Annotated in this window: 13 protein-coding genes; 1 reads left to right on the top strand and 12 read right to left on the bottom strand. The window is 62.6% G+C overall.

The genetic code is table 11. The features are described 5' to 3' along the window. Positions 1–58 precede the first annotated feature (58 nt). The 4 genes from MKZ40_RS03760 to MKZ40_RS03745 form a co-directional block, all read right to left on the bottom strand. On the bottom strand, positions 59–1,177 hold the full coding sequence (locus tag MKZ40_RS03760; RefSeq protein ID WP_175089492.1) for a polysaccharide export protein: 1,119 nt from the start codon (positions 1,175–1,177) through the stop codon (positions 59–61). Between the two features lie 1,618 nt (positions 1,178–2,795). Next, positions 2,796–3,905, bottom strand: a complete 1,110-nt coding sequence (locus MKZ40_RS03755; protein ID WP_254627076.1) for a glycosyltransferase family 4 protein — start codon at positions 3,903–3,905, stop codon at positions 2,796–2,798. 119 nt (positions 3,906–4,024) lie between these two features. Beyond that, on the bottom strand, positions 4,025–5,206 hold the full coding sequence (locus tag MKZ40_RS03750) for a glycosyltransferase family 4 protein (protein WP_175089488.1): 1,182 nt from the start codon (positions 5,204–5,206) through the stop codon (positions 4,025–4,027). Further along, positions 5,203–6,255 (bottom strand): glycosyltransferase family 2 protein, encoded by a 1,053-nt coding sequence (locus MKZ40_RS03745; RefSeq protein WP_175089486.1) that lies wholly within the window; start codon positions 6,253–6,255, stop codon positions 5,203–5,205. The genes MKZ40_RS03750 and MKZ40_RS03745 overlap by 4 nt, the downstream gene beginning before the upstream one ends. A gap of 688 nt (positions 6,256–6,943) precedes the next feature. Between MKZ40_RS03745 and MKZ40_RS03740 the strand changes: the two genes are divergently transcribed. After that, positions 6,944–7,705: a sulfite exporter TauE/SafE family protein gene (locus tag MKZ40_RS03740; protein WP_175089484.1), complete on the top strand. Its 762-nt coding sequence runs from the start codon at positions 6,944–6,946 to the stop codon at positions 7,703–7,705. 372 nt (positions 7,706–8,077) lie between these two features. Here the strand turns inward: MKZ40_RS03740 and glmS are convergent, their stop codons facing one another. The 8 genes from glmS to MKZ40_RS03700 form a co-directional block, all read right to left on the bottom strand. Continuing rightward, on the bottom strand, positions 8,078–10,024 hold the full coding sequence (glmS, locus tag MKZ40_RS03735) for a glutamine--fructose-6-phosphate transaminase (isomerizing) (protein WP_175089482.1): 1,947 nt from the start codon (positions 10,022–10,024) through the stop codon (positions 8,078–8,080). Between the two features lie 208 nt (positions 10,025–10,232). Then, entirely contained in the window at positions 10,233–11,579 is a 1,347-nt protein-coding gene (locus MKZ40_RS03730) for a UDP-glucose/GDP-mannose dehydrogenase family protein (RefSeq protein ID WP_175089480.1), read from the bottom strand. Positions 11,580–12,270: 691 nt separating this feature from the next. Further along, the gene (locus tag MKZ40_RS03725) at positions 12,271–13,221 is read right to left on the bottom strand and encodes a glycosyltransferase family A protein (RefSeq protein ID WP_175089478.1); all 951 of its coding nucleotides are present in this window, start codon (positions 13,219–13,221) and stop codon (positions 12,271–12,273) included. Beyond that, complete coding sequence (locus MKZ40_RS03720) at positions 13,205–13,960, bottom strand: glycosyltransferase family 2 protein (protein ID WP_175089476.1); 756 nt, start codon at positions 13,958–13,960, stop codon at positions 13,205–13,207. Before MKZ40_RS03720 ends, MKZ40_RS03725 begins: the two co-directional genes overlap by 17 nt. Continuing rightward, a complete protein-coding gene (locus MKZ40_RS03715) occupies positions 13,953–15,227 on the bottom strand; it encodes a glycosyltransferase (protein WP_175089474.1) in 1,275 nt (424 codons plus the stop codon). The genes MKZ40_RS03720 and MKZ40_RS03715 overlap by 8 nt, the downstream gene beginning before the upstream one ends. A 1-nt stretch (position 15,228) precedes the next feature. Next, positions 15,229–16,758: a polysaccharide pyruvyl transferase family protein gene (locus MKZ40_RS03710; protein ID WP_175089473.1), complete on the bottom strand. Its 1,530-nt coding sequence runs from the start codon at positions 16,756–16,758 to the stop codon at positions 15,229–15,231. Positions 16,759–16,904: 146 nt separating this feature from the next. Further along, positions 16,905–18,266 carry a hypothetical protein gene (locus tag MKZ40_RS03705; protein WP_175089471.1) on the bottom strand — a complete coding sequence of 454 codons (1,362 nt, stop codon included), beginning with the start codon at positions 18,264–18,266 and terminating at the stop codon, positions 16,905–16,907. Beyond that, the gene (locus tag MKZ40_RS03700; protein ID WP_175089469.1) at positions 18,263–19,330 is read right to left on the bottom strand and encodes an EpsG family protein; all 1,068 of its coding nucleotides are present in this window, start codon (positions 19,328–19,330) and stop codon (positions 18,263–18,265) included. The genes MKZ40_RS03705 and MKZ40_RS03700 overlap by 4 nt, the downstream gene beginning before the upstream one ends. Position 19,331: the final 1 nt, after the last annotated feature.

Raw genomic sequence — 19,331 nt, 5'->3', positions numbered from 1 at the left:
CAGGCAGGTGATACGGCAGGTCGCGACGCGACCTGCCATGCGGGAGTGGGACATGACCTCAATCCTCGATGTCATCGATGACCGAGACGAAGGCCCCGGTGCTGGTCACGGATGGCAGCAGCTGGCTCAGCACACGGTTCCAGCGGCTGACCGGCGCGGCGGTCACGTAGACCACATCACGCGGTTGCAGCGGGAAGCGCGCTCCCAGCATCAGCGAGGTCGCATCCGAGATATCGAGAATGAAGACCGTGGCCAGCTTGTCGGACTCCGGCGAATTTTCACGCACCACGAAGATGCCTGACGGATTGGCGCGATCCTCATCGACCCCACCGGCTCGCGACAGCGCATCGGTGAGGCTCAGACGTTCATTGCCCACCGGCATGTTGCCGGGCTTGAGCACCTGACCGAGCACGAAGACATTCTGGTCTTCCGCCACCGGCACATTGATCACGTCACCGTCCTTGAGCAGACGGTTCTGACGCATGTCGCCCTGCTGCAGCAGCTGATAGAGACTCAGGTGCTCCTGCTGGCCGTCGCGCGTCAGCGTGATGTCGTGGGTGTTGGCCAGTGCGGTGACTCCGCCGCTGGCACTGATGGCATCGATCAGGGTCAGCGGAACATCCGTGACCGGCACGAAGCCGGGTTCGGTCACGGCGCCACTCAGATAGACGCGCTTGGAGCGGAATTGCGCCACCGAGACATTGACCTGCGGCTCGGTAATGTAACGGGACAGCCCCGCGACCAGCGCGGCGCGCACCTCATCCACCGTCATGTCGCGAATGTTGATACGCCCGACATAGGGGTAGAACAGCGTGCCATCCGGCTGGACGATGTAGGTCAGTGCCTCGACCGTCTGACGCTGCACACCGCTTTCCTGCGCCAGGTCCAGCGGCGTGCTCAAGTTGATGGCCAGAATGTCGCCGCCGCCCACGCGGTAGACGTACTGCTTGATGTCATCGACCAGCTCTGGCGGCGCGGGAGCGGTCTGGGCGGGGCGTGCGCGATAGTTGGAGATCAGCCCGGGGGTGATCGGCGTGACTTCCATCTGGTCGGTCAGCGGCGCGACCTCGGCTTCATAATCCATATGCCCACCGGGTGCGAAGGCACACCCGCTCATCGCCAATACCACGGCGGCAAATGAGAACGCCCGGAGCGTCGTTCTGACCGGTATATCCATATCCTGTCTCTTCCCCTGTGATCCTGACCGCTACCGCCAGGCGCTGTTTCGGCACGCTACCGCCCCGAGGAACTGGCGTTCTCCCCTGCTGCCGATAGCGGCGCCCTGTTGGCGTACATGTCATCTGTCATGGAGTGGTCACGCCTGCCCTTCGATACCCCTGCGATATCCGCGGACACACGTCAGGCATGTGTCCATGACACATGCCCATGACCGAACTCCGAAATGGAACGTTTATTAGTATTTTAGTAATTCACTACCAGTCATCTAACACACGAGACATATTGCATTGATCGACTTTCTCATCAATCAAGACAACATGACTCATTTGATTAACCGATACTTATAAGATTGATCGCACCAACATCACTGATTACTTCTTTCTTGCACTTTTATTGACATTTCTTCTCAAGCGACTCGTTGCTTGAACCTGTCAGGAGCGACTGTCGACGGAAGGTTCGTGCAGCCCCTTCACGCAGGCGAGATCTGTCGATCTCGTTGGCGAGTCAGCTGGCACGGCAGCGTCAGAACGGGATGAGAATTCATGCCCGCATGCATTCCATGGAGAGGTGCGATGATTGAAGTGCAACGCTCGATCGCCCGGATGCGCCTGCGCCATCTGCCCGACCTGGCAGGTAACGCGCGACCTCGAATGAGACGATCGCTCAATGCCCTTGAGGCAAGGGACACGCCGCTGGCGCGCATGGCACCTGCGGCTTCGCCAATCACGCCCAGCACATCAAATCCATTCAATACAATAAGTTACTGACATTCTCTGCCTGAGCTGACGCACTATCCTGTACGTCTTGTGGCAAGCTCGGGTCTGACTGACCACTCGGCGGCAATGACCCCGACTCCAGACTCACTCCCGGGTCTCGATGCCTTCTCATGAGGCATTTCGCCGTACCCGAAGTCGCACACTGGAGCGATGCCTCTACCCGCCTGACCGCCCATCTGCGAAGCCCGGCCTGCTCTTGTATCGTGCTTGTATCGCTCGACTCTTGCGCATGGGCGCATGCTGTCTGCCTCCCTTGGCCATGTCCGAAGACCTCGACAGATCTGCACATGACGCACGTCGCAACGAAGAGCACCTGGCGCTTTACCGACGACATTTGATTCGCCAATAAGCGACATTACTGTCCCCTCTTCAACAGGGCTGATAATAAATCAATTGACTTCAACAGCAAGGATTTGTCAGGTCGTCGAGACGATTGTACTGGCGGTGGTAACTTTAAGCTGCTTCTCCTAATCCTCATCATTGGCAGTCAGGTACCTGACAGACGACAGATTACCCTTAGCTCATCTAATGCATATTGCGAAATCAAACTACGTTAATTCAGCAACAACCCATCATCTGACTCATCTTTGCAGAATGAGAAATCCCAACCGCACTTTGCACAAGCCCCACATACGCTGCGCAGATTCCTGGATATGCCCCGCAAACGTTTAGCAGATACTGCGCAGATGCCTCGACCACGCCTGGACACGCCCCAAGGACAAAAAGGCCAGGGAGTGTCAGCGACACCCCCTGGCCTTTCCAACAGCGATCATGAGCGACGCAACGTGGTCGGCTTTCCTGAACATGCCTTTCCGTCACTTCGGTGTCCGCTGTGGACACTCAGGGCGTCATCTCCAGCCCCGAGGTGTCCTGCGCCGGTTGGTGACTGCCATACAGCGCCAGATGCCCACTCAGCGCGGTATCGATGTGATAACTGGCCCCGTAACGGCGCGCGTTGCGGGCGAAGGCACGCCGCAATTCAGCGTCCCCCACCAGTCGTCCCAACGCCTCGGCGTAGCGCTCAGGCGTGTGCTGGTCGACCACCAGGCCGTTGCCGACCCGATGCACCACCTCGGCACAGCCGCCGACATCGGTGACCAGTACCGGCAGGCCACTGAGCGTCGCCTCCAGCAGCGAGATCGGCAGGCCTTCCCAGGCAGATGACATGACGAAGGCATCGGCGCTGGCCAGGAGTCCCGCCACATCCGGGATATTGCCCAGCAAGCTGACCTCATAAGTGAGCCCGAGCGCCTCGATCTGCGCCATCAGCTGTGCCTTGTGCGGCCCCTCACCGGCAATCCTGAGCGTGAACGCCAGGCCCTGCGCCTTGAGTCTGGCGCAGCTTTCCAGCATCAGGGGGTATTGCTTGGCATCGGTCAGACGTCCAATCGCTACCAGCTGCACCGGGGCCTGCTGATTCGCCTCGCGCCAGCCACTGGCCTTGAGACGCGCCCCGGAGACGGCGTTGTCGATCTGCACCACCGGACGCGCCGCAATCGGCGCCAGCTTGTCGGTGCAGGCGCGACAGATACCGACGTAGGCCGTCACGCGACGATCAAACAGCCGGAACATCCAGGCCGGCGCGCCCAGCTCGATGCTGTGCACCGTCATCATCACCGGCAACTGACGCGGCAATCCAAAGGCGAACATCAGCGCGTAATACAGGTGGCAGTGCACCACGTCCGGCGCGAAGCGCGTCACTTCCCTGCGCAGCCTCGTCGCGCCTCGCCACGGGCGGCGGCGTGTCTCGATACCCAGAAACGAGTAGCTGACATTGCCAGCACTCAGCTGGCTCAGAAAGCGATGCTCGTATTCGAGGTCACGGCCACATTCCGCGGCGGTTTCAAGAAAGGTGATATGCACACTGTGGCCAGCGGCCACCATCGCCAGACTCAGGTCCTTGACGTAGACCTCGGCGCCGCCAGAGGCGGGAGTCGAGATGACATGCATGATTCTCACGGCGATAGCCTCCTGCTGTCGTTCATGAAAAAAGTGAGGGCGGCTGCCCTCACTTGTCTGTCCACTAGCTGTCTTGCCTACCACCGTCATCCAGGCGGTCGCCATGCTGATCAGATCACCTTCAACAGCGCCGGGGCTTCCAGTCCCTCAAGCATCGTGCGCCAGCTGGCCTCGACGGTATTGCGCGAGAAGCGCTCCAGGCCGTAATCCACATTGGCGCGCAACCTGTCGAGCACCGCCTCATCCCCCAGCACTTCGTCAAGCTGTCGGGTCATGGCCTCCACGTCGCCCTGCGCGACCAGATAGCCATTGACGCCATGCTTGATGATCTCGCCCGGCCCGGCCGGACACGCGAAGCTGACACAGGGCACACCACAGCTCAGCGCCTCGACCAGCACCAGACCAAAGCCCTCGAAGCGCGACGAGAGCACGAACAGGTCCGCCGCGGCGTATTCGCGCCGGATGTCCCGGCATTGGCCCGGCATCTGCAGCTGATGGGTGATCTTCAGGCGCTCGGCCTGCGCCGCCAAAGCGTCACGCTGTGCGCCCTCGCCGACGATGCGCAAGACCCAGCCATCGCGGGTCGCCTCCGGCAACGCCGCCCAGGCCTCAAGCAGCAGATCGAAGCCCTTCTGCGGCTCGAGGCGGCCGACGGCCACCGCCACCTTGGGCGACTTGCCACCGCGTGACTCCGCCACTTGCTCAGCACAGCCGCCACGATTCTGAAGCGCTTGACGCTCGACGACGACATGCTCAAGCGGGTTGAGATTGGGCACCACACTGAGGCGCTCGCGCGCGGCCGGATGCAGACGCTCCCAGTACTGGCGATCTTCATGCGACAGCACCACGATGCGATCGGCACGATGCGCCGCCAGCCGCCGCGCCGTATCACGGCGGGCAACGCCGAGATCCGAGGTGGCGTTGAAGTGTTCCCAGCACAGGTAGCGCGTGCGGCGACAGAGCAGCGTCGGCAGCAGGAAGGGCAAAAAGCCGATGCTTTCGACCACCACCACTACATCCGGGCGCTTGCGCAGCACCACCCACAAAAGACGCAGGAACAGCCACAGGCCGCGCACGGCCCCAAGGTGTGAGCGCTCGGGATAGAGTGATTCGTGCACGATGTCGTCATGCAGCGGATAGGGGCTCTCCGCCGGGCCATATTCGCTGAGAATCTCGACCTGATAATCGCCACTGGCGGCCAGCATGTTGGCGGTATCGGCACAGGCACGCTCGGTGCCACCGGTACGTGATTGAGCACCGGTATAGAACAGGACATGCTTGCGAGTACTCATGAGGCGTATTGACTCCGACGAACAAGTTGCCGGGACAATGCCGGGCTCACTGCATAGCTCATCAACAGCGCCTGCTCCTTCAGCGAGAGCTGGCGCAGAGATGACCAGGACGCTTGTCGCACCTGGTCGAGCACAACCTTGCGCACCCGCGAATCATCCGCCGTCTTGTTGATCGCCTGGCGCATGATGAAGCTGACGCCGACGAACCGCAGGCCGCGGATTTCCAGCAGGGCCATGCCGTGCTTCGCGGCGAAATGCTCACGATAATGCTCCGCGAAGACCCGCCAGCTGCGGTGGAACTTGTCCAGCTCCTGGTTGCTGAACGGCTTGCGCGTCAGAGAGCCGTCATTGCGCTTGTCGAAGTAATACAGCACCTCGGGCAGATACAGTACGCGCTCTGCGCGTCCGAACAGATCCAGGTTGTAGAGACCATCCTGCGACACGGGCAGATCAGGAAAGCTCAGCGAACAGGCCAGATCGGCGCGGATCGCCTTGCCCCAAGGGGATGAAACGATGGTGTCATGCATGAAGTCACGGAAGGCCCGGTCCAGCGGGCGCTCCTCGGCCTGCTGGCAGAATGCCAGGCTGTCGTGATCGCCCTTGGGGCCCTGCAGGCAGTAGCGGAAGACCACCGCCTCGGGCGAGTCGAACGCCTCGATGCGCGCCTGCAGAATATCCAGCGCGCCGGGCGCGAAATGATCATCGGCGTCACAGAACAGCACATAGCGGCCGCTGACCAGGCTCAGACCATGATTGCGCGTGCCACCCGGCCCCATGTTGCGGGAGTTGCGGCGCAGGACCAGCCGCCCGTGGATGTCAGGTGCCTCTCCGGTTGGCGTGGGTACTGAGGATTGCTGCTCGATTTGCTGCTGCGCCTGCCGCTCAGCCCACAGGAATCCATCATCCGTCGAGCAATCATCAATGATGATGTGTTCATAGGATGCCTGGTTGTCACGCAAGCTGTTGATACAGCGCGCAAGACCATCCCCTGAATCATGATTTGGCGTCACGATGGAAAAGTAAGGCGACTTCCCTGTATAGCGTTCCATGCCCTGCCTTCTTTATTGTTCACTGTCATTGACCAGCACAGCCGACCAGCGCCCCTAAGCAGGGCACACACTGCACTGAAGAGTGGGTCAGTTCTCGCGACTGACTTGTATTCGCAATTTCCTGGATTCCAGTGCTCGAGTCCCGATCATCCGACAGGAGTTGATCCTGCACTGAAGATGAACAGGTAAGCGACGTGACCGTGAGGGGTGATCTCTCAAGGGATGACCACTCTGAAGAAAGGAAGTGGCAGGAAGTGGCAGCAAATGGCGACACTTCCTGCCCCACCGTTGACCACAGACTAATAATCCCCCCCAGCCCAAACAAGCTGCGCTGTCGTCAAAAGCCGAAATCATGAGCGTTTATGCGTCAATCCTCCGGTAACTCATGCCAGATACTGAGAATCAGTGACTACTGAAATACGCCCCGCCAACTGAGCCAATTGAGCCAGCACGACCAAGACCGTCATGCCCGCGGCCTTATGTGACGCACATCAACGTGAGCGCTTTGCGCGAGTGTCATACTGCCAGAGCGCGATGCAGGCTATGATGGCAGGCATTGGTCGGCCTCCCCGCACGCGTACGGCGCCCCGCTCTCAAGCTCTCTTGCCTGCCAGCGCCAGGCGTCATGCATGACGGAGCCAGCGCCGTCCTGCCCTTTCTGTTCTATCCCCTTGCCCACGGAGACCTCATGGAGCCTTGGCAACTTGTCGCCATCATGATGAGCCTGGCACTCGCCAGCTATATCCAGACCCTGACCGGTTTCGCCTTCGGATTGATCGTGATGGGCCTGCTGGCGACCCTCGATGTGCTGCCCATCGAGAGCGCCGCGTTGCTGTGTACCCTGCTGGGCCTGTTCAACAACGGGATGGCAATGCGCGGGCACTGGCGAGAGATCAATCCACGTCTGGCACGCCGCCTGCTAGTCACCAGCCTGCCAATGTTGCCGGTGGGCTATTTCCTGGCAGTCTGGCTGGGCAGCGAAAGAGCCCCTCTGTTGGGCATGTTGCTGGGCATCGTCATCCTGATCGCCTGTCTCGCCCTGCTGGCTCAACCGGGCCCACGTGCCACGACATCGCCACGCTGGCACTTTCATACCGCGGGTGTGCTGTCAGGCCTGATGGGGGGATTGTTCGCGGCCAATGGCCCGCCTCTGGTGGTCGTGCTCTATCGTCAGCCGATGACCCTGATCGCCATACGCTGCACGCTGTTCGGTGTCTTCATCGTCACCGGCATCGTGCGCATGGGCCTCAGCATCGCGGCCCCGGGGCGTATCGGCGACACCCTGCCCCAACTGCTGCTCGTGGGTCTGTCGGGCGCCCTCGTCGTGATGCTCTTCACCGAGCTGGCGCGCCGCTTCCCGCCGCCCTTGAGTGACAATCGTCTGCGCCAGGTCGCCTATGCCATTCTGCTGGTCTCGGGCATCAATCTGATCATCAAGGGCGTGATCTGATGCATCGCAACCCGTCAGCACACGACACGCCAGATTCAGCGGGCGATGAAGGCTTCATCGAGCTGGCCCTCGGCACACTGGAAGAGCTGAGCGAAGCAGGTAGAAAGCGGCGTCTGGCAATCGAGGCCGGGGATGTCAACGCAGGAGGCTCGCACTGGGTCACACTCTCAAGCGGTGATCGCTTCTGCTTGGCAAGCCCTCGTCCGGCTCCTGACGCAGAGACGCCGTGCAGGAAAACACCGGCGCCATGGTGGCGGCGACTACTGACACGCTGGCTGCCGTAACAAGCAACCGACACAAAAAAGGGACCGCCAACAGGCGGTCCCTTTTCTTTACATGCCACGTCATCTCATGGAGTGATTCCCCAGACGATCATTCCACCGTGACACTCTTGGCGAGGTTGCGAGGCTGGTCGACGTCAGTGCCCTTGAGCACGGCCACGTGGTAAGAGAGCAGCTGCAGCGGCACCGCGTAGACGATCGGTGCGAGGAAGCGGCAGACGCCCGGCACGGTGACGACGTGAACGCCTTCACCGGCCTTTAGGCTGACTTCCGGATCAGCGAACACGAACAGCTGGCCGCCACGCGCACGAACTTCCTGCAGGTTGGACTTAAGCTTCTCCATCAGGTCATCCATCGGTGCCACTGCCACCACCGGCATATCTTCGTCGATCAATGCCAGCGGGCCGTGCTTGAGCTCACCTGCCGCGTAGGCTTCGGCATGAATGTAGGAGATTTCCTTGAGCTTGAGCGCCCCTTCCATGGCGATGGGATACTGGCTGCCACGCCCGAGGAACAGGGTGTGGTGACGATGCATGAACTTCTCGGCCAGCTGCGCGATCTCCCCATCCAGCGCCAGGGATTGCTCGATCACGTGCGGCAGGTCCTTGAGGCGCATCAGCAGCTGACGGCTCAGCAGATCATCCGTCTGACCATCGCCCTTGGCCTGACGCAGCGCCAGGGTGGTCAACATCAAGGCCACCAGCTGGGTGGTGAAGGCCTTGGTGGAGGCGACCCCGATTTCCGGCCCGGCGTGAGTCAGCAATGACAGGTCGGATTCACGCACCAGCGAGCTGCCCGCCACGTTGCAGATGGCAAGGCTTGCCAGATAGTGACCGGCCTGCAGGCCTCCACGGTTGAGCTTCTGGATGTCGCGCAGCGCCGCCAGCGTATCGGCAGTCTCGCCGGACTGGGACAGAGTCAGGAACAGCGTCCCCGGTGCCGCGACGCGCTCGCGATAACGGAATTCCGAGGCCACCTCGACTTGCGCCGGAATGCCCGCAACCTCCTCCAGCCAGTAACGCGCCACCATGCCGGCGTGATAGCTGGTGCCACAGGCGATGATCTGTACCTGGCGCACATCGGCGAACAGCTGTGTCAGGCGCGCCACATCCACGCCCTGCTTGCCGCCCTCGTTGCCAGCGCTGGCGGCGAGGAAGGAATGACGCGAGACATCGAAGGCCTCCAGACGCACGCCCTGCGGGTCCAGTCGCTCCGCCAGCGTGCGCGACAGTACACGCGGCTGCTCCATGATCTCCTTCATCATGAAGTGGCGATATTCACCTTTGCCGGCAGCTTCGACGCTGTGTTCGTAACGCACCACTTCACGCGTGACCGGAGTCAGCTCATCGCGGTCGCCGGTACGTTCCAGCACCTGGATACCCGCCGGCGTGATGGCGACCATGTCGCCTTCATCGAGATAGATGAAGCGATCGGTCACCGGCAGCAGCGCCAGCGGATCGGAGGCGATGAAGTGCTCATCGATCCCCACGCCGACCACCAGCGGGCTGCCCTGACGGGCGCCGACCAACAGTTCGGGGTTGCGCTGCTCCATCACCGCCAGCGCGAAGGCGCCATCGAGACGCGCGGTAACCGCATTGACGGCTTCCGGCAGTGCCAGACCGCTGCACAGTTCGCGATCGACCAGGTGCGCGACCACCTCGGTGTCGGTCTCGGAAGTGAAGACATAACCGGCGCCTTCCAGCTCGCCGCGCAGCGCTTCGTGGTTCTCGATGATGCCGTTGTGCACGACAGCGACCCGCTCACTGGAGAGATGCGGGTGCGCATTGTGCTGGGCAGGACGCCCGTGGGTCGCCCAGCGGGTGTGCGCCACGCCGATGGCGCCGGACAACGGCGCCTCACGCAGCTCGTCTTCCAGCGCACGCACCTTGCCCACGGCACGCGCACGACGCAGTTCACCGGCAGGGTCGATGACCGCCACGCCGGCGGAGTCATACCCGCGGTATTCGAGGCGATGCAGCCCCTCGATCAGAATCTTGCTGATATCACGCTGAGCCAGACCGGCAACGATGCCACACATGAGAAATTCCTCTACTGCGTGCCACCCTCATGAAGGAGGATGGCACGACTGAATGGATGTCTTTCAGGGAGTGCGTACGCAGATCAGGTACGCGTGCTGAATCTTTCAGCGACGTTCAATGCCTGCTTGAGCCTTGATGGCTGAGCATTGATGCTTGAGCACTGACGTTTGAGTAGTGTCGCCTGGGCGGTGATGCCAAGCGGCAAGCTCAAGCCTGATTCAGCAGCAGGGTGTCACCGCGACCGACCGCGTAGTACATCAGGCCAGCGGCCTTCATGGCGGCGGGCTCGAACAGGTTGCGGCCATCGACCACCACCGGGAAGCCGAGCTGGGACTTCAGCCACTCGCCGTCCAGGGTGCGGAATTCCTTCCACTCGGTGCACACCACCAGCGCATCGGCACCCTTGACCGCCTGCTGACGGTCCGCGACCAGCACCAGGTCGTCGCGCTCGCCGTAGATGCGGCGGCATTCCTTCATGGCTTCCGGGTCATAGGCCTGCACGGTCGCGCCAGCCGCCCACAGCGCTTCCATCAGCGTGCGGCTCGGCGCGTCGCGCATGTCATCGGTGTTGGGCTTGAAGGCCAGACCCCAGACAGCGATGGTCTTGCCCTTGAGGTCGCCATCGAAGGCCCGCGACAGCTTGTCGAACAGCGTGACCTTCTGGCGCTTGTTGACGGACTCCACGGCGGTCAGCAGCTCGGCGTCATAGCCGATCTGGCTGGCAGTACGTGCCAGCGCCTGGACATCCTTCGGGAAGCAGGAGCCACCATAGCCACAACCGGGATAAATGAAGTGGTAGCCGATACGCGGGTCACTGCCGATGCCGCGACGCACTTCCTCGATGTCCGCGCCCAGGCGCTCGGCCAGGTTGGAGATCTCGTTCATGAAGCTGATCTTGGTCGCCAGCATGGCGTTGGCGGCGTACTTGGTCAGCTCGGCGGCGCGCACATCCATGAACATCAGCTTTTCATGGTTGCGGTTGTAGGGGGCGTAGCATTCGCGCATGCGCTCACGCACCGCTTCGGAATCGGTGCCGACCACGATGCGCGCGCCACGCGTGAAGTCGTCCAGCGCCGCGCCTTCCTTGAGGAATTCCGGGTTGGAGCAGACATCGAAATCGACGCTTGCACCACGGTCCTTGAGCACGTCCTTGACCCGCGCCTTGACGCGGTCTGCCGTGCCCACCGGCACGGTGGACTTGTCGATGATGACCTTGTAGTCATTCATGTGCTCGCCGATGGTGGTGGCGACGGACAGCACGTACTTGAGGTCGGCGCTGCCGTCTTCATCCGGCGGCGTGCCCACGGCGATGAACTGGAGCACGCCATGCTCGACGGCTTCACGCGCATCGGTGGTGAAGTTCAGGCGACCGGCTTCCACGTTGCGCAGCAACATGCCTTCCAGGCCCGGCTCATAGATGGGAATCTCGCCCTGCTTGAGACCCTCGATCTTGGCGGCGTCCACATCCATGCACACTACGTCGTGGCCGACGTCGGCCAGGCAGGTACCCGTGACCAGGCCGACATAACCGCTTCCAAAAATCGTGATCTTCATTGATGTCATCCTTGCTGGCCTTGTCGCCAGATCGTGTCGTGATACTCAAAGTGAAACGAGGCAATGGCGGCTGAATCCTGTGCACATCTGACGGCCTTCCAGCGGCAATCGAGGCGGATTCCAGGGCATTACGCCGTAAAGTCCTTGTCCCTCTAGACTCCCTTGAGACTGCCTAGGATCTCTCTCAAGAGATATCTTCTAAGGCGGAATTTCCCGCCTTCATTGGCCGAAAAAGAAACGCCGACAATGTCCTGTGCATGAGGATTCATCCCCATTGAACCGCGATGTTTCGTGACAGCGGCGCGAGGTTACCCAACCCACGGGCCAGGAAGCTCGCAGGTGATTCCAGGTAGACTGCTGCAGGTAGCTCGCAGGGAAAAGACGCGCCGCTTGAGTCAGTGACGGGCAATCATCGCTGCCCGAAGTGTGGCTCTGTTATAAAGCAACTTCGTGAAAAGTCATCCTGTCTGGCGCAATATGATCCAAAACATGACCCTATATAACTTGTGACTTATCTTTCTGATTCTGCCTGTCGCAACTTCCCTGATATGCCGCTTGATCAATTGACTACCCGGGCGGCAATGGCCACCTCATGGGGGCCATTCCTTCGCGCTAGAGCCGTCATCAAATCAGAGCCATCAGCCAATGAGAGCCGTCAGCGGTGCAGCAGTCATCAGCGGCACGGCAGTCATCAGCGAAAGTAATGCTTCGCGAAGGTCGCCAGGTGACCATGCTTCATGGCGACCGGCGCCTTGCGCAGGAAAAAGGCCAATGACAAGGGCGAGAAACGACTGCCGGTGGCGCGGGCAAACATGCGCCCCTTGGTGCGCGCCTTGGCTGGCGTGCTGTAGAAGTCGCTGCCGGAGGTGACCCCCGCATGGGCGACGATGCCCAGATTGGCACGCATCAGACGCGCGCCCTGACGACGCGCATCGCTCAGTACGATGAACTCCTCGCCGGAGGGCTGATCGGTGCCCAGGCCGAACTGCTCATCGAAGCGTGCATGGAACTGGCAGAGGTCCAGCGCCATGTCGACCGAGCGCACGCGCGCCAGTGACATCAGGCTGTGGGTCTTGAAGGACACCGGCGGCGCGGGCCGATCCGGGTCCCGCTCATGCAGCGGGAAGGCCTTGACGTGGGGGAAGCTGATCGCGGCCGCTTCGGTGCAGGTGAAGGCTTCCATCACCAGCGCGACGGCCTGGGGATGCAGCTCGATGTCGTCATCCAGCACATAGGCGTAGCGCGTGGCACAGGCGGCCAGCGCCGTGTTGCGGCTCCTGGACAGTCCCCGCCCATCGATCGCCAGGTACTCGAAACGGCTATCGAAATTGGCCAGCGCGTACTCGCGGTATTGCTCGCGGCTCGCGGAGTCAGACAGCTGATGCACGATCAAAAAACGCGCCCCGGGCAGCGCATCATGACGCGGCACGCGATAGAGGCCGTCATCCAGCGTCGAGATCAGGAAGGTCAGCTCCGGCACCTGGCGACGCGTACTGCCATCTACCTGGCGTGCTCCGACCAGCACGCGCGGGCGCGAGTCGTGAGTAGGCTGCGCACCAGTATCGGCGTGGCGGGAAGCCGCCGTGGACTCGGTGGAAGATGTCGCGGACGCCGCGACATCCTGTTCAACGATGTTTTGCATAACCGTTCACCGCGTAATGGACAAAATTGCGACTGGCGCTGATCACATCCATCCCCAGCACCTCACGATACAGACGCCACTGATAGGCGGCGGCCTTGAACTTGTTGGACGACACGCTGCTCTCGCGACGCGTGTAGCGCGCCAGCGGTTCCGGCATGCCCTGCGCCGGGCCCAGCTGACCGATGATGATCAGCCACAGCGCCAGGTCCTGACGCTTGCGGATCGTCGGCATGTAGAAACGCCCATAACGACCGGCATCATAGATGGCAGTCAGGCAGCCGATGGAGTTGGAGCGCAGCATGTCATCGCGCGTCAGGCGCTCGGGCGGCGCGAAGTACGAGACATGCTCGCCCTGCTCATCGACCATCTCGTAGCCGGTGTAGGAAAGCCCGGCGCCGGTGTCCTGCATGAAAGCGATCTGACGTTCGATCTTCTCGGGCAGCCAGGCATCGTCGGCGTCCAGAAAGGCGATGTAGCGACCCTTGGCCTCGGCGATGGCACGGTTGCGTGCCCGGCCCGGGCCGCCGTTGGTGTCGGTTTCCAGCACGCGGATCTCGACGCCAGCGGTCTCCAGCGCCGCGAAGTCGTCACGCAGACGACTGGCGGCACCATCCGGCGAGGCATCGTCGCTGATCAGGATCTCGCGTACCGGCTCGCTCTGGGCCAATACCGAGTCGACGGCAGCGTGCAGGCGGCGGTCATAGCCGTAGTTGGGCATGATGACGGAGACATCAGCCATGGGCCTTCTCCTCAAGCGGCTGTCGCTGAACGCGACGCGAATGTGTGTCTGGGCGCGACTGCGCGGATGAGCCCTGGCGCGTCTGCTCGGTCGTCGCCGCATCGCCGGGCGTCGGCGGCGCGAGACGCGAGATCAGACGCTGATATTGCGGCAACACCGCGTGCGCGCTGTAGCGGTCAAAGCTCTGCCAGGCACCATTCGAGAGGCGCAGCAGAAGCTCATCATCGAACTCGAGACGCGCAAGCTCGTGGGCCAGCTCAGTGATGATGGCGGCGTCCTCGCTGCCATCCGATTCCGCGCTGAGCACCCCGTCGCGGCCATGTTCGATCAGCGCCAGCGGGCCGGAACGCACCGGACGCGACAGGCACGGCAGCCCCTCACGCTTGGCCTCGATCACGTTCATCGGCAGGCATTCGCGCTCCGAGGTCAGCAGCAGCAGGCGTGCACGCCGCAGCTCATGCGAGACATCCCTGAGCGCGCCGGTGAACAGCACCTGCGTGCCGGCAGGCACCGTGCTGTCGTTGGCACCCTGGAAGACGCGCAGGCCAAGCTCGTTGCACAGCGCCAGCAGACGTTCACGCTCAGGGCCGTCACCGACCACCACCAGGCGACCGCGACGGTACCCGGAATTCGCGAAGGCACGAATCGCCAGATCGAGGCGCTTGATCGGCGCCAGACGCCCGACCATCACCACATCGACCTGATGCTCGCAGCCGCTGCGTGCTTCGTCTGCCCGCTGGTCATCCAGATAATTGGGAATCACCGTCGGCGTGAGGCCACGGCGACGCCAGCATTCGGCATCGACCTCATTGAGCACCTGCAGTACGTCGAGATGGCGATAGGCCAGTTGCTTGACGATGCGCTTGGCACGGCGGTCGTGGTGATAGGCGCTGTGCTCCTGGGCGATGATGCGCGTGCGTGGACGCGGACGCCCCTCGCCATCGACACCACCGGTACCGCGTGCCGCCAGCTGCGCCGCCAGATGGAAGGCGAAATAGCCGCTGATCATCACCTCGATCCGCTCCTCCAGCATCAGGCGACGCAGGTGCGTCACCCAATGGCGGAAGTTCTGGCGCGTGCCGGTGGCCGGCAGTCCCAGGGTGCGATATTCGACACCCTCCATACGTCCCCAGTAGGGCTCGCCTTCGCGCACCGAGACCAGCGTGACCCGGTGGCTGGCGCTCAGGTCCCGCGCCAGACCATGCATCACCTTCTCGACGCCACCACAGGCGCTGATGTCCTGAATCAACAGAGCGACATGTGCCATATCAGGCTCCTCGCACGACAGGCTCGCTGTCGTGAGCGGCAGTCGCGCTGTTGTTGTCGGCAGTTGCGCTGTCGTCACCGGCAGGCGCATCCGCCGCCATGGCAGTGGCCGCCTCGGCAGTGGCTGGTTCGGGTGCCACCGGGGCCGGGAAGGCAGCGTCATTGAGCTTCAATTCACGCTGTCCCCAGACGCCGGCACGCCCCGGGGCACGACGCAGGAAGTCACGCGTGATGTCGGCGGTGATCGCCAGCTTCTCGGCGATGACACGCTCGGCCAGCGCCGGGAAGGCCGTGTCGGCGACCAGCTGTTCGATATCGGCCACGATGCGTGCCGGATCGAAGTTCTCGATGTCCTGCACGCTGTCGCCGAGCCCGAAGTCACGCATGATCCCCGGCGCCTTGGGTCCGCAGTAGGACAGCGCGTAGACCGGCGTGCCGGACATCAGCGCGAAGATGACCGAGTGGAAGCGGGTACCGACCAGGAACCGGGCATCGCGGTAGAGATCGACCAGCGCGTCAGGGCTCGGGTCGCCCTGCACCAGCTCGATGCGCTTGGCGAGGTCTTCACCGCCCGCCGTGGCCAGTGCCTTCTGCAGATGATCGAACACCAGCCGGGAGATGCGCTGGTCATTCTCGATATCGGTCGGGCCCAGCACGTGCGGGACCACCAGCAGGCGCTCGATGCCCAGACGCTCGCGGGATTCCAGCAGTGAGCGCGACAGCACCTCGACACGCTCGGCGAAGGCTTGCTGATCCAGGCCCCACCAGTCGCGCAGGGTGATCACGGCGTACGGCGAGGCCACGCCATTCGGCGCCTTCACCGCGGCATGCTCGTCGCTGGCACGCGGGGCCATGGCGAAGGCCATGTCGGTGCCCAGCAGCGCATGCGGCAGTTTCGGGTCGGCCTTCTGGGTCATGGCGTGGGTGATTTCCTCACGCGAGACCACCAGGCAATCGCTCAGGGTGCGCAGGAAGAAGCGTTCCTGGGCCGGGGTCTTGAATGGGCCGAAGGAATGCCCCAGCAGAAGGACGCGCTTGCCGGCCTTGCGGGCCAGCATCACCGGCGCCAGATAGCCGATCAGCGCCAGCCACGAGGACAGCGTCTTCTTGAAGCTGCCGTTGTGGAAGATATGACCGCCCTTCACCACCACCAGGTCTGCGGCGTCGATGATGTCGTTGCCGCTCTTGCCCTGCTTGCCGAACATCATCTTGGTGCCCAGGCCGAGCAGCGAGGTCACGAAGCGCAGCTTGTCACGCATCGGCGGCATCAGCGGCTGGCCTACGGTGACGCGTTCACGGTAGCGGCGACGGATATGGCGGAAGGGTCCGCGCTCGGTGGCGAACACCTGATCATCAATGGGCAGGATGTCGATGCGGTGGCCTTCGGCCTTGGCCACACCGGCGCCGGACACATCGCTGCGACCCTGTTCGGCATCGATCAGCTGATCGAGAAAATCGATGGTGCCCATCAGGATGGCGGAGTCGCCCTTGTTGTCGTCATGCCATCCGTGCGTCATGCATATCTTGGCCATGCTGTTCGTCCTTCTGTCCGTAATGTCGCGATTCTGAACGCGCGATGCCTGAGGTCTGTGTCTGAATCCCCGGCATCGCCGTCATGTCATCAACCGGAAGTCACAGATGCTGACCTTCCGATTCCTGCTGCGCGCGTGAAGCCCGGTCAGGCACTCGCCGCAGCGTTGTCTTCGTGTGCCTTGCCACCACGGGACAGTGATGGCTGGAAGAGGATCGCCATCGCCAGCATCACCACTTCGGCGGCGACCGGCACACACAGGAAAAGGCGGTAGAGATCGATGCCCAACAGGCTGCCGGTGTCGCCGGACGCGTTGCCCAGCGAGTGATTGAGCGCCGCGATCGCAAGCCCCCCGCCGACCACCAGCGTGGCGCCGGTGCTCTGGCACAGCAGGCGCTTGCCGTTGAGGCGCAGCGCGGCCAGACGCGTGAAGGCGCAGGTGACGAAGGCGTGCACCAGATAGACCAGCGCGAAGGCGCGCAGCGTCAGGGTCAGGCGCGGGTAGGCGCCGCTCAGGAAGTGTTCCGCCAGCCACGGCGCGACCAGCGCCAGCCCCCCCGCCACCGGCAGCGCGAAGCCACTGGCGATGACCAGGTACTCCTTGAGGCGCGCATCGCCATGGGTCAGCTTGGGCAGGTAGTAGCGATACAGGCTGGTGGGGAAGACATAGAGTGCGAACACGATGGAGGTCACCACCGAGACACTGGCCACCTGAGCGGGCGCAAAGGCAAGCCCTGCCAGAATCACCCAGGCCTGCAGGTAGGCGAACGACATCAGGTTGTTGTAGAGAAAGCCGCGACCGCGTGCGAAATCCGCCTTGGATGGCAGGCGGCGCTGGCTCGCGGCGTCGCTATCGACCGCCTTAGCATCTGCCGCTGCATCACGTGACAGCCACATGCCCAGCGCCATCACGATGACCAGCGCGATGGCGCTGACCATCACGAAGGTCGGCACCGGCGCCAGACCGAACATGCCGGCGGGGGTGGTCAGGTCAGCGCCGAACTCGGCGCCGGTCACTAGTGCGACGCCCTGATGGTAGAGCGCCGGGCCCGCGGCGCAGGCGACCGCGATCGCCACCGCCAGCGAGATCAGCACCGTCATCAGGTTGACGCGCCCCAGGCGCTCCTGACGCTGCAGGCGCGAGTTGATCATCTGCAGGCCGACCTGCTCCGCCGCGGCGCGCAGCGCACAGAAGGCGAAGATGAAGGCCGACAGGCCCAGCAGCGGCGCGATGCCGACGGCGAAGCCGATCGCCAGCAAGGCGTAGAGCGAGATGCCGACGCCCATCCAGCGACGCAGTGCCGCGCCGCTGGCACCATCGCGGGTGACCAGCAACACCTCGTTGCCGCCCATGCGCGCCAGTACGCCCAGCAGTACCGCGTAGTTGAGGGCCAGCGCATATTCACCGAAGGCCTCCGGCGCCACGGCACGCGCCAGCAGCAGGCCTGCGGCTGAGGACAGGCCGCGCGCCATCAGATTGAACAGCGAGAAGATCAGCGCTTCGCTCATGACTGGCCTCCGTTGCCGACGACCAGGGCTTCATCGCTGAGGAAATAGAACTCGTAGTTGTTCAAGAAATCGTGGTCCTGATTGCCGGCCGCCACCTTCAGCGACATGAAGAACAGCGCCATCATCAGCGCACCGCTGATCAGGCTGGGCAACAGCTTGTCGCGGAAATGCTCGATCACGTCACAGATGACGAAGATGGCGAATGGCAGAAAATAATAGCTGGCACGTGCCACATGCTCACCGTAGGTGATGAACAAGGTATAAAGCGCCACGCCGATGAACATCAGGTTGAAGGCCCAGGGGTCCAGTGACAGGCGGAAATGCTTCCACAGCACCAGAGTCCCCAGGCAGATCAACAGGTAGATGATGTAGAGCTTCTCGCCACCGCCGGAAAAATCCTCGAAATAATGCGCATAGAGGCCCAACGCACTGAGAATGCTCTTGGCCAGCGGCCCGGCCACGAAGCACAGTGGCAGCAGCCCCAGGTAGAGCCAGAACGGGTAGGCACGGCGCAACAGCGGATAGATCACCAGCAGGGGCAGATACAGTGCCAGGGTGTAGTGGAAGCTGGTGCCGACGAGCATCAGCACCAGCGCGGGCAGCCGCATGCCGCGCTCCAGGCACGCCATCGCCAGCATGAACAGCGCAATCGCCACGTGCTGCTTCACGAATCCGAAGGCCGACAGATAGATCAGCGGCAGGCAGACGAAGAACAGCAGGCACCAGGCCAGATTGCGACGGCTCATCACCAGTGCCGAGACGAAGCACGACACGTAGAGAATGGCGGTGATGATGAAGAACAGCTGCGGCTCGCCCCAGGCCCGCGCCATGCGTGCCAGGGCAGCAGGTGCGGGCTCGAGAAAGCTCAGGTCGACCTGCCAGGTGGCCATCTGGCGGTACGAGAAATAGTCGTACCCTGCGTCGTAACGCAATGCCATGAACGCCAGACACAGCCCACCGGCCAACCAGGCACCCACCATGCGGGTGCGCTCGTTGGCAGCCAGCGGCAGGATTGCCACCAGCAGGGCCATGAAGCCGACGTAATAGCCACTGACGGTCAGCATG

Source organism: Cobetia sp. BMC6 (assembly GCF_029991385.1).
Lineage (GTDB): Bacteria > Pseudomonadota > Gammaproteobacteria > Pseudomonadales > Halomonadaceae > Cobetia.
The sequence above is the reverse complement of the archived record's forward strand: the minus strand, read 5'-3'. Positions and strand labels throughout refer to the sequence as shown.

Excerpts from the sequence above, each read along its gene's own strand:
- MKZ40_RS03760 (WP_175089492.1), bottom strand. The coding sequence starts at position 1,177 with ATGGATATACCGGTCAGAACGACGCTCCGGGCGTTCTCATTTGCCGCC.
- MKZ40_RS03755 (WP_254627076.1), bottom strand. The coding sequence starts at position 3,905 with ATGCATGTCATCTCGACTCCCGCCTCTGGCGGCGCCGAGGTCTACGTC.
- MKZ40_RS03750 (WP_175089488.1), bottom strand. The coding sequence starts at position 5,206 with ATGAGTACTCGCAAGCATGTCCTGTTCTATACCGGTGCTCAATCACGT.
- MKZ40_RS03745 (WP_175089486.1), bottom strand. The coding sequence starts at position 6,255 with ATGGAACGCTATACAGGGAAGTCGCCTTACTTTTCCATCGTGACGCCA.
- MKZ40_RS03740 (WP_175089484.1), top strand. The coding sequence starts at position 6,944 with ATGGAGCCTTGGCAACTTGTCGCCATCATGATGAGCCTGGCACTCGCC.
- glmS (WP_175089482.1), bottom strand. The coding sequence starts at position 10,024 with ATGTGTGGCATCGTTGCCGGTCTGGCTCAGCGTGATATCAGCAAGATT.
- MKZ40_RS03730 (WP_175089480.1), bottom strand. The coding sequence starts at position 11,579 with ATGAAGATCACGATTTTTGGAAGCGGTTATGTCGGCCTGGTCACGGGT.
- MKZ40_RS03725 (WP_175089478.1), bottom strand. The coding sequence starts at position 13,221 with ATGCAAAACATCGTTGAACAGGATGTCGCGGCGTCCGCGACATCTTCC.
- MKZ40_RS03720 (WP_175089476.1), bottom strand. The coding sequence starts at position 13,960 with ATGGCTGATGTCTCCGTCATCATGCCCAACTACGGCTATGACCGCCGC.
- MKZ40_RS03715 (WP_175089474.1), bottom strand. The coding sequence starts at position 15,227 with ATGGCACATGTCGCTCTGTTGATTCAGGACATCAGCGCCTGTGGTGGC.
- MKZ40_RS03710 (WP_175089473.1), bottom strand. The coding sequence starts at position 16,758 with ATGGCCAAGATATGCATGACGCACGGATGGCATGACGACAACAAGGGC.
- MKZ40_RS03705 (WP_175089471.1), bottom strand. The coding sequence starts at position 18,266 with ATGAGCGAAGCGCTGATCTTCTCGCTGTTCAATCTGATGGCGCGCGGC.
- MKZ40_RS03700 (WP_175089469.1), bottom strand. The coding sequence starts at position 19,330 with ATGCTGACCGTCAGTGGCTATTACGTCGGCTTCATGGCCCTGCTGGTG.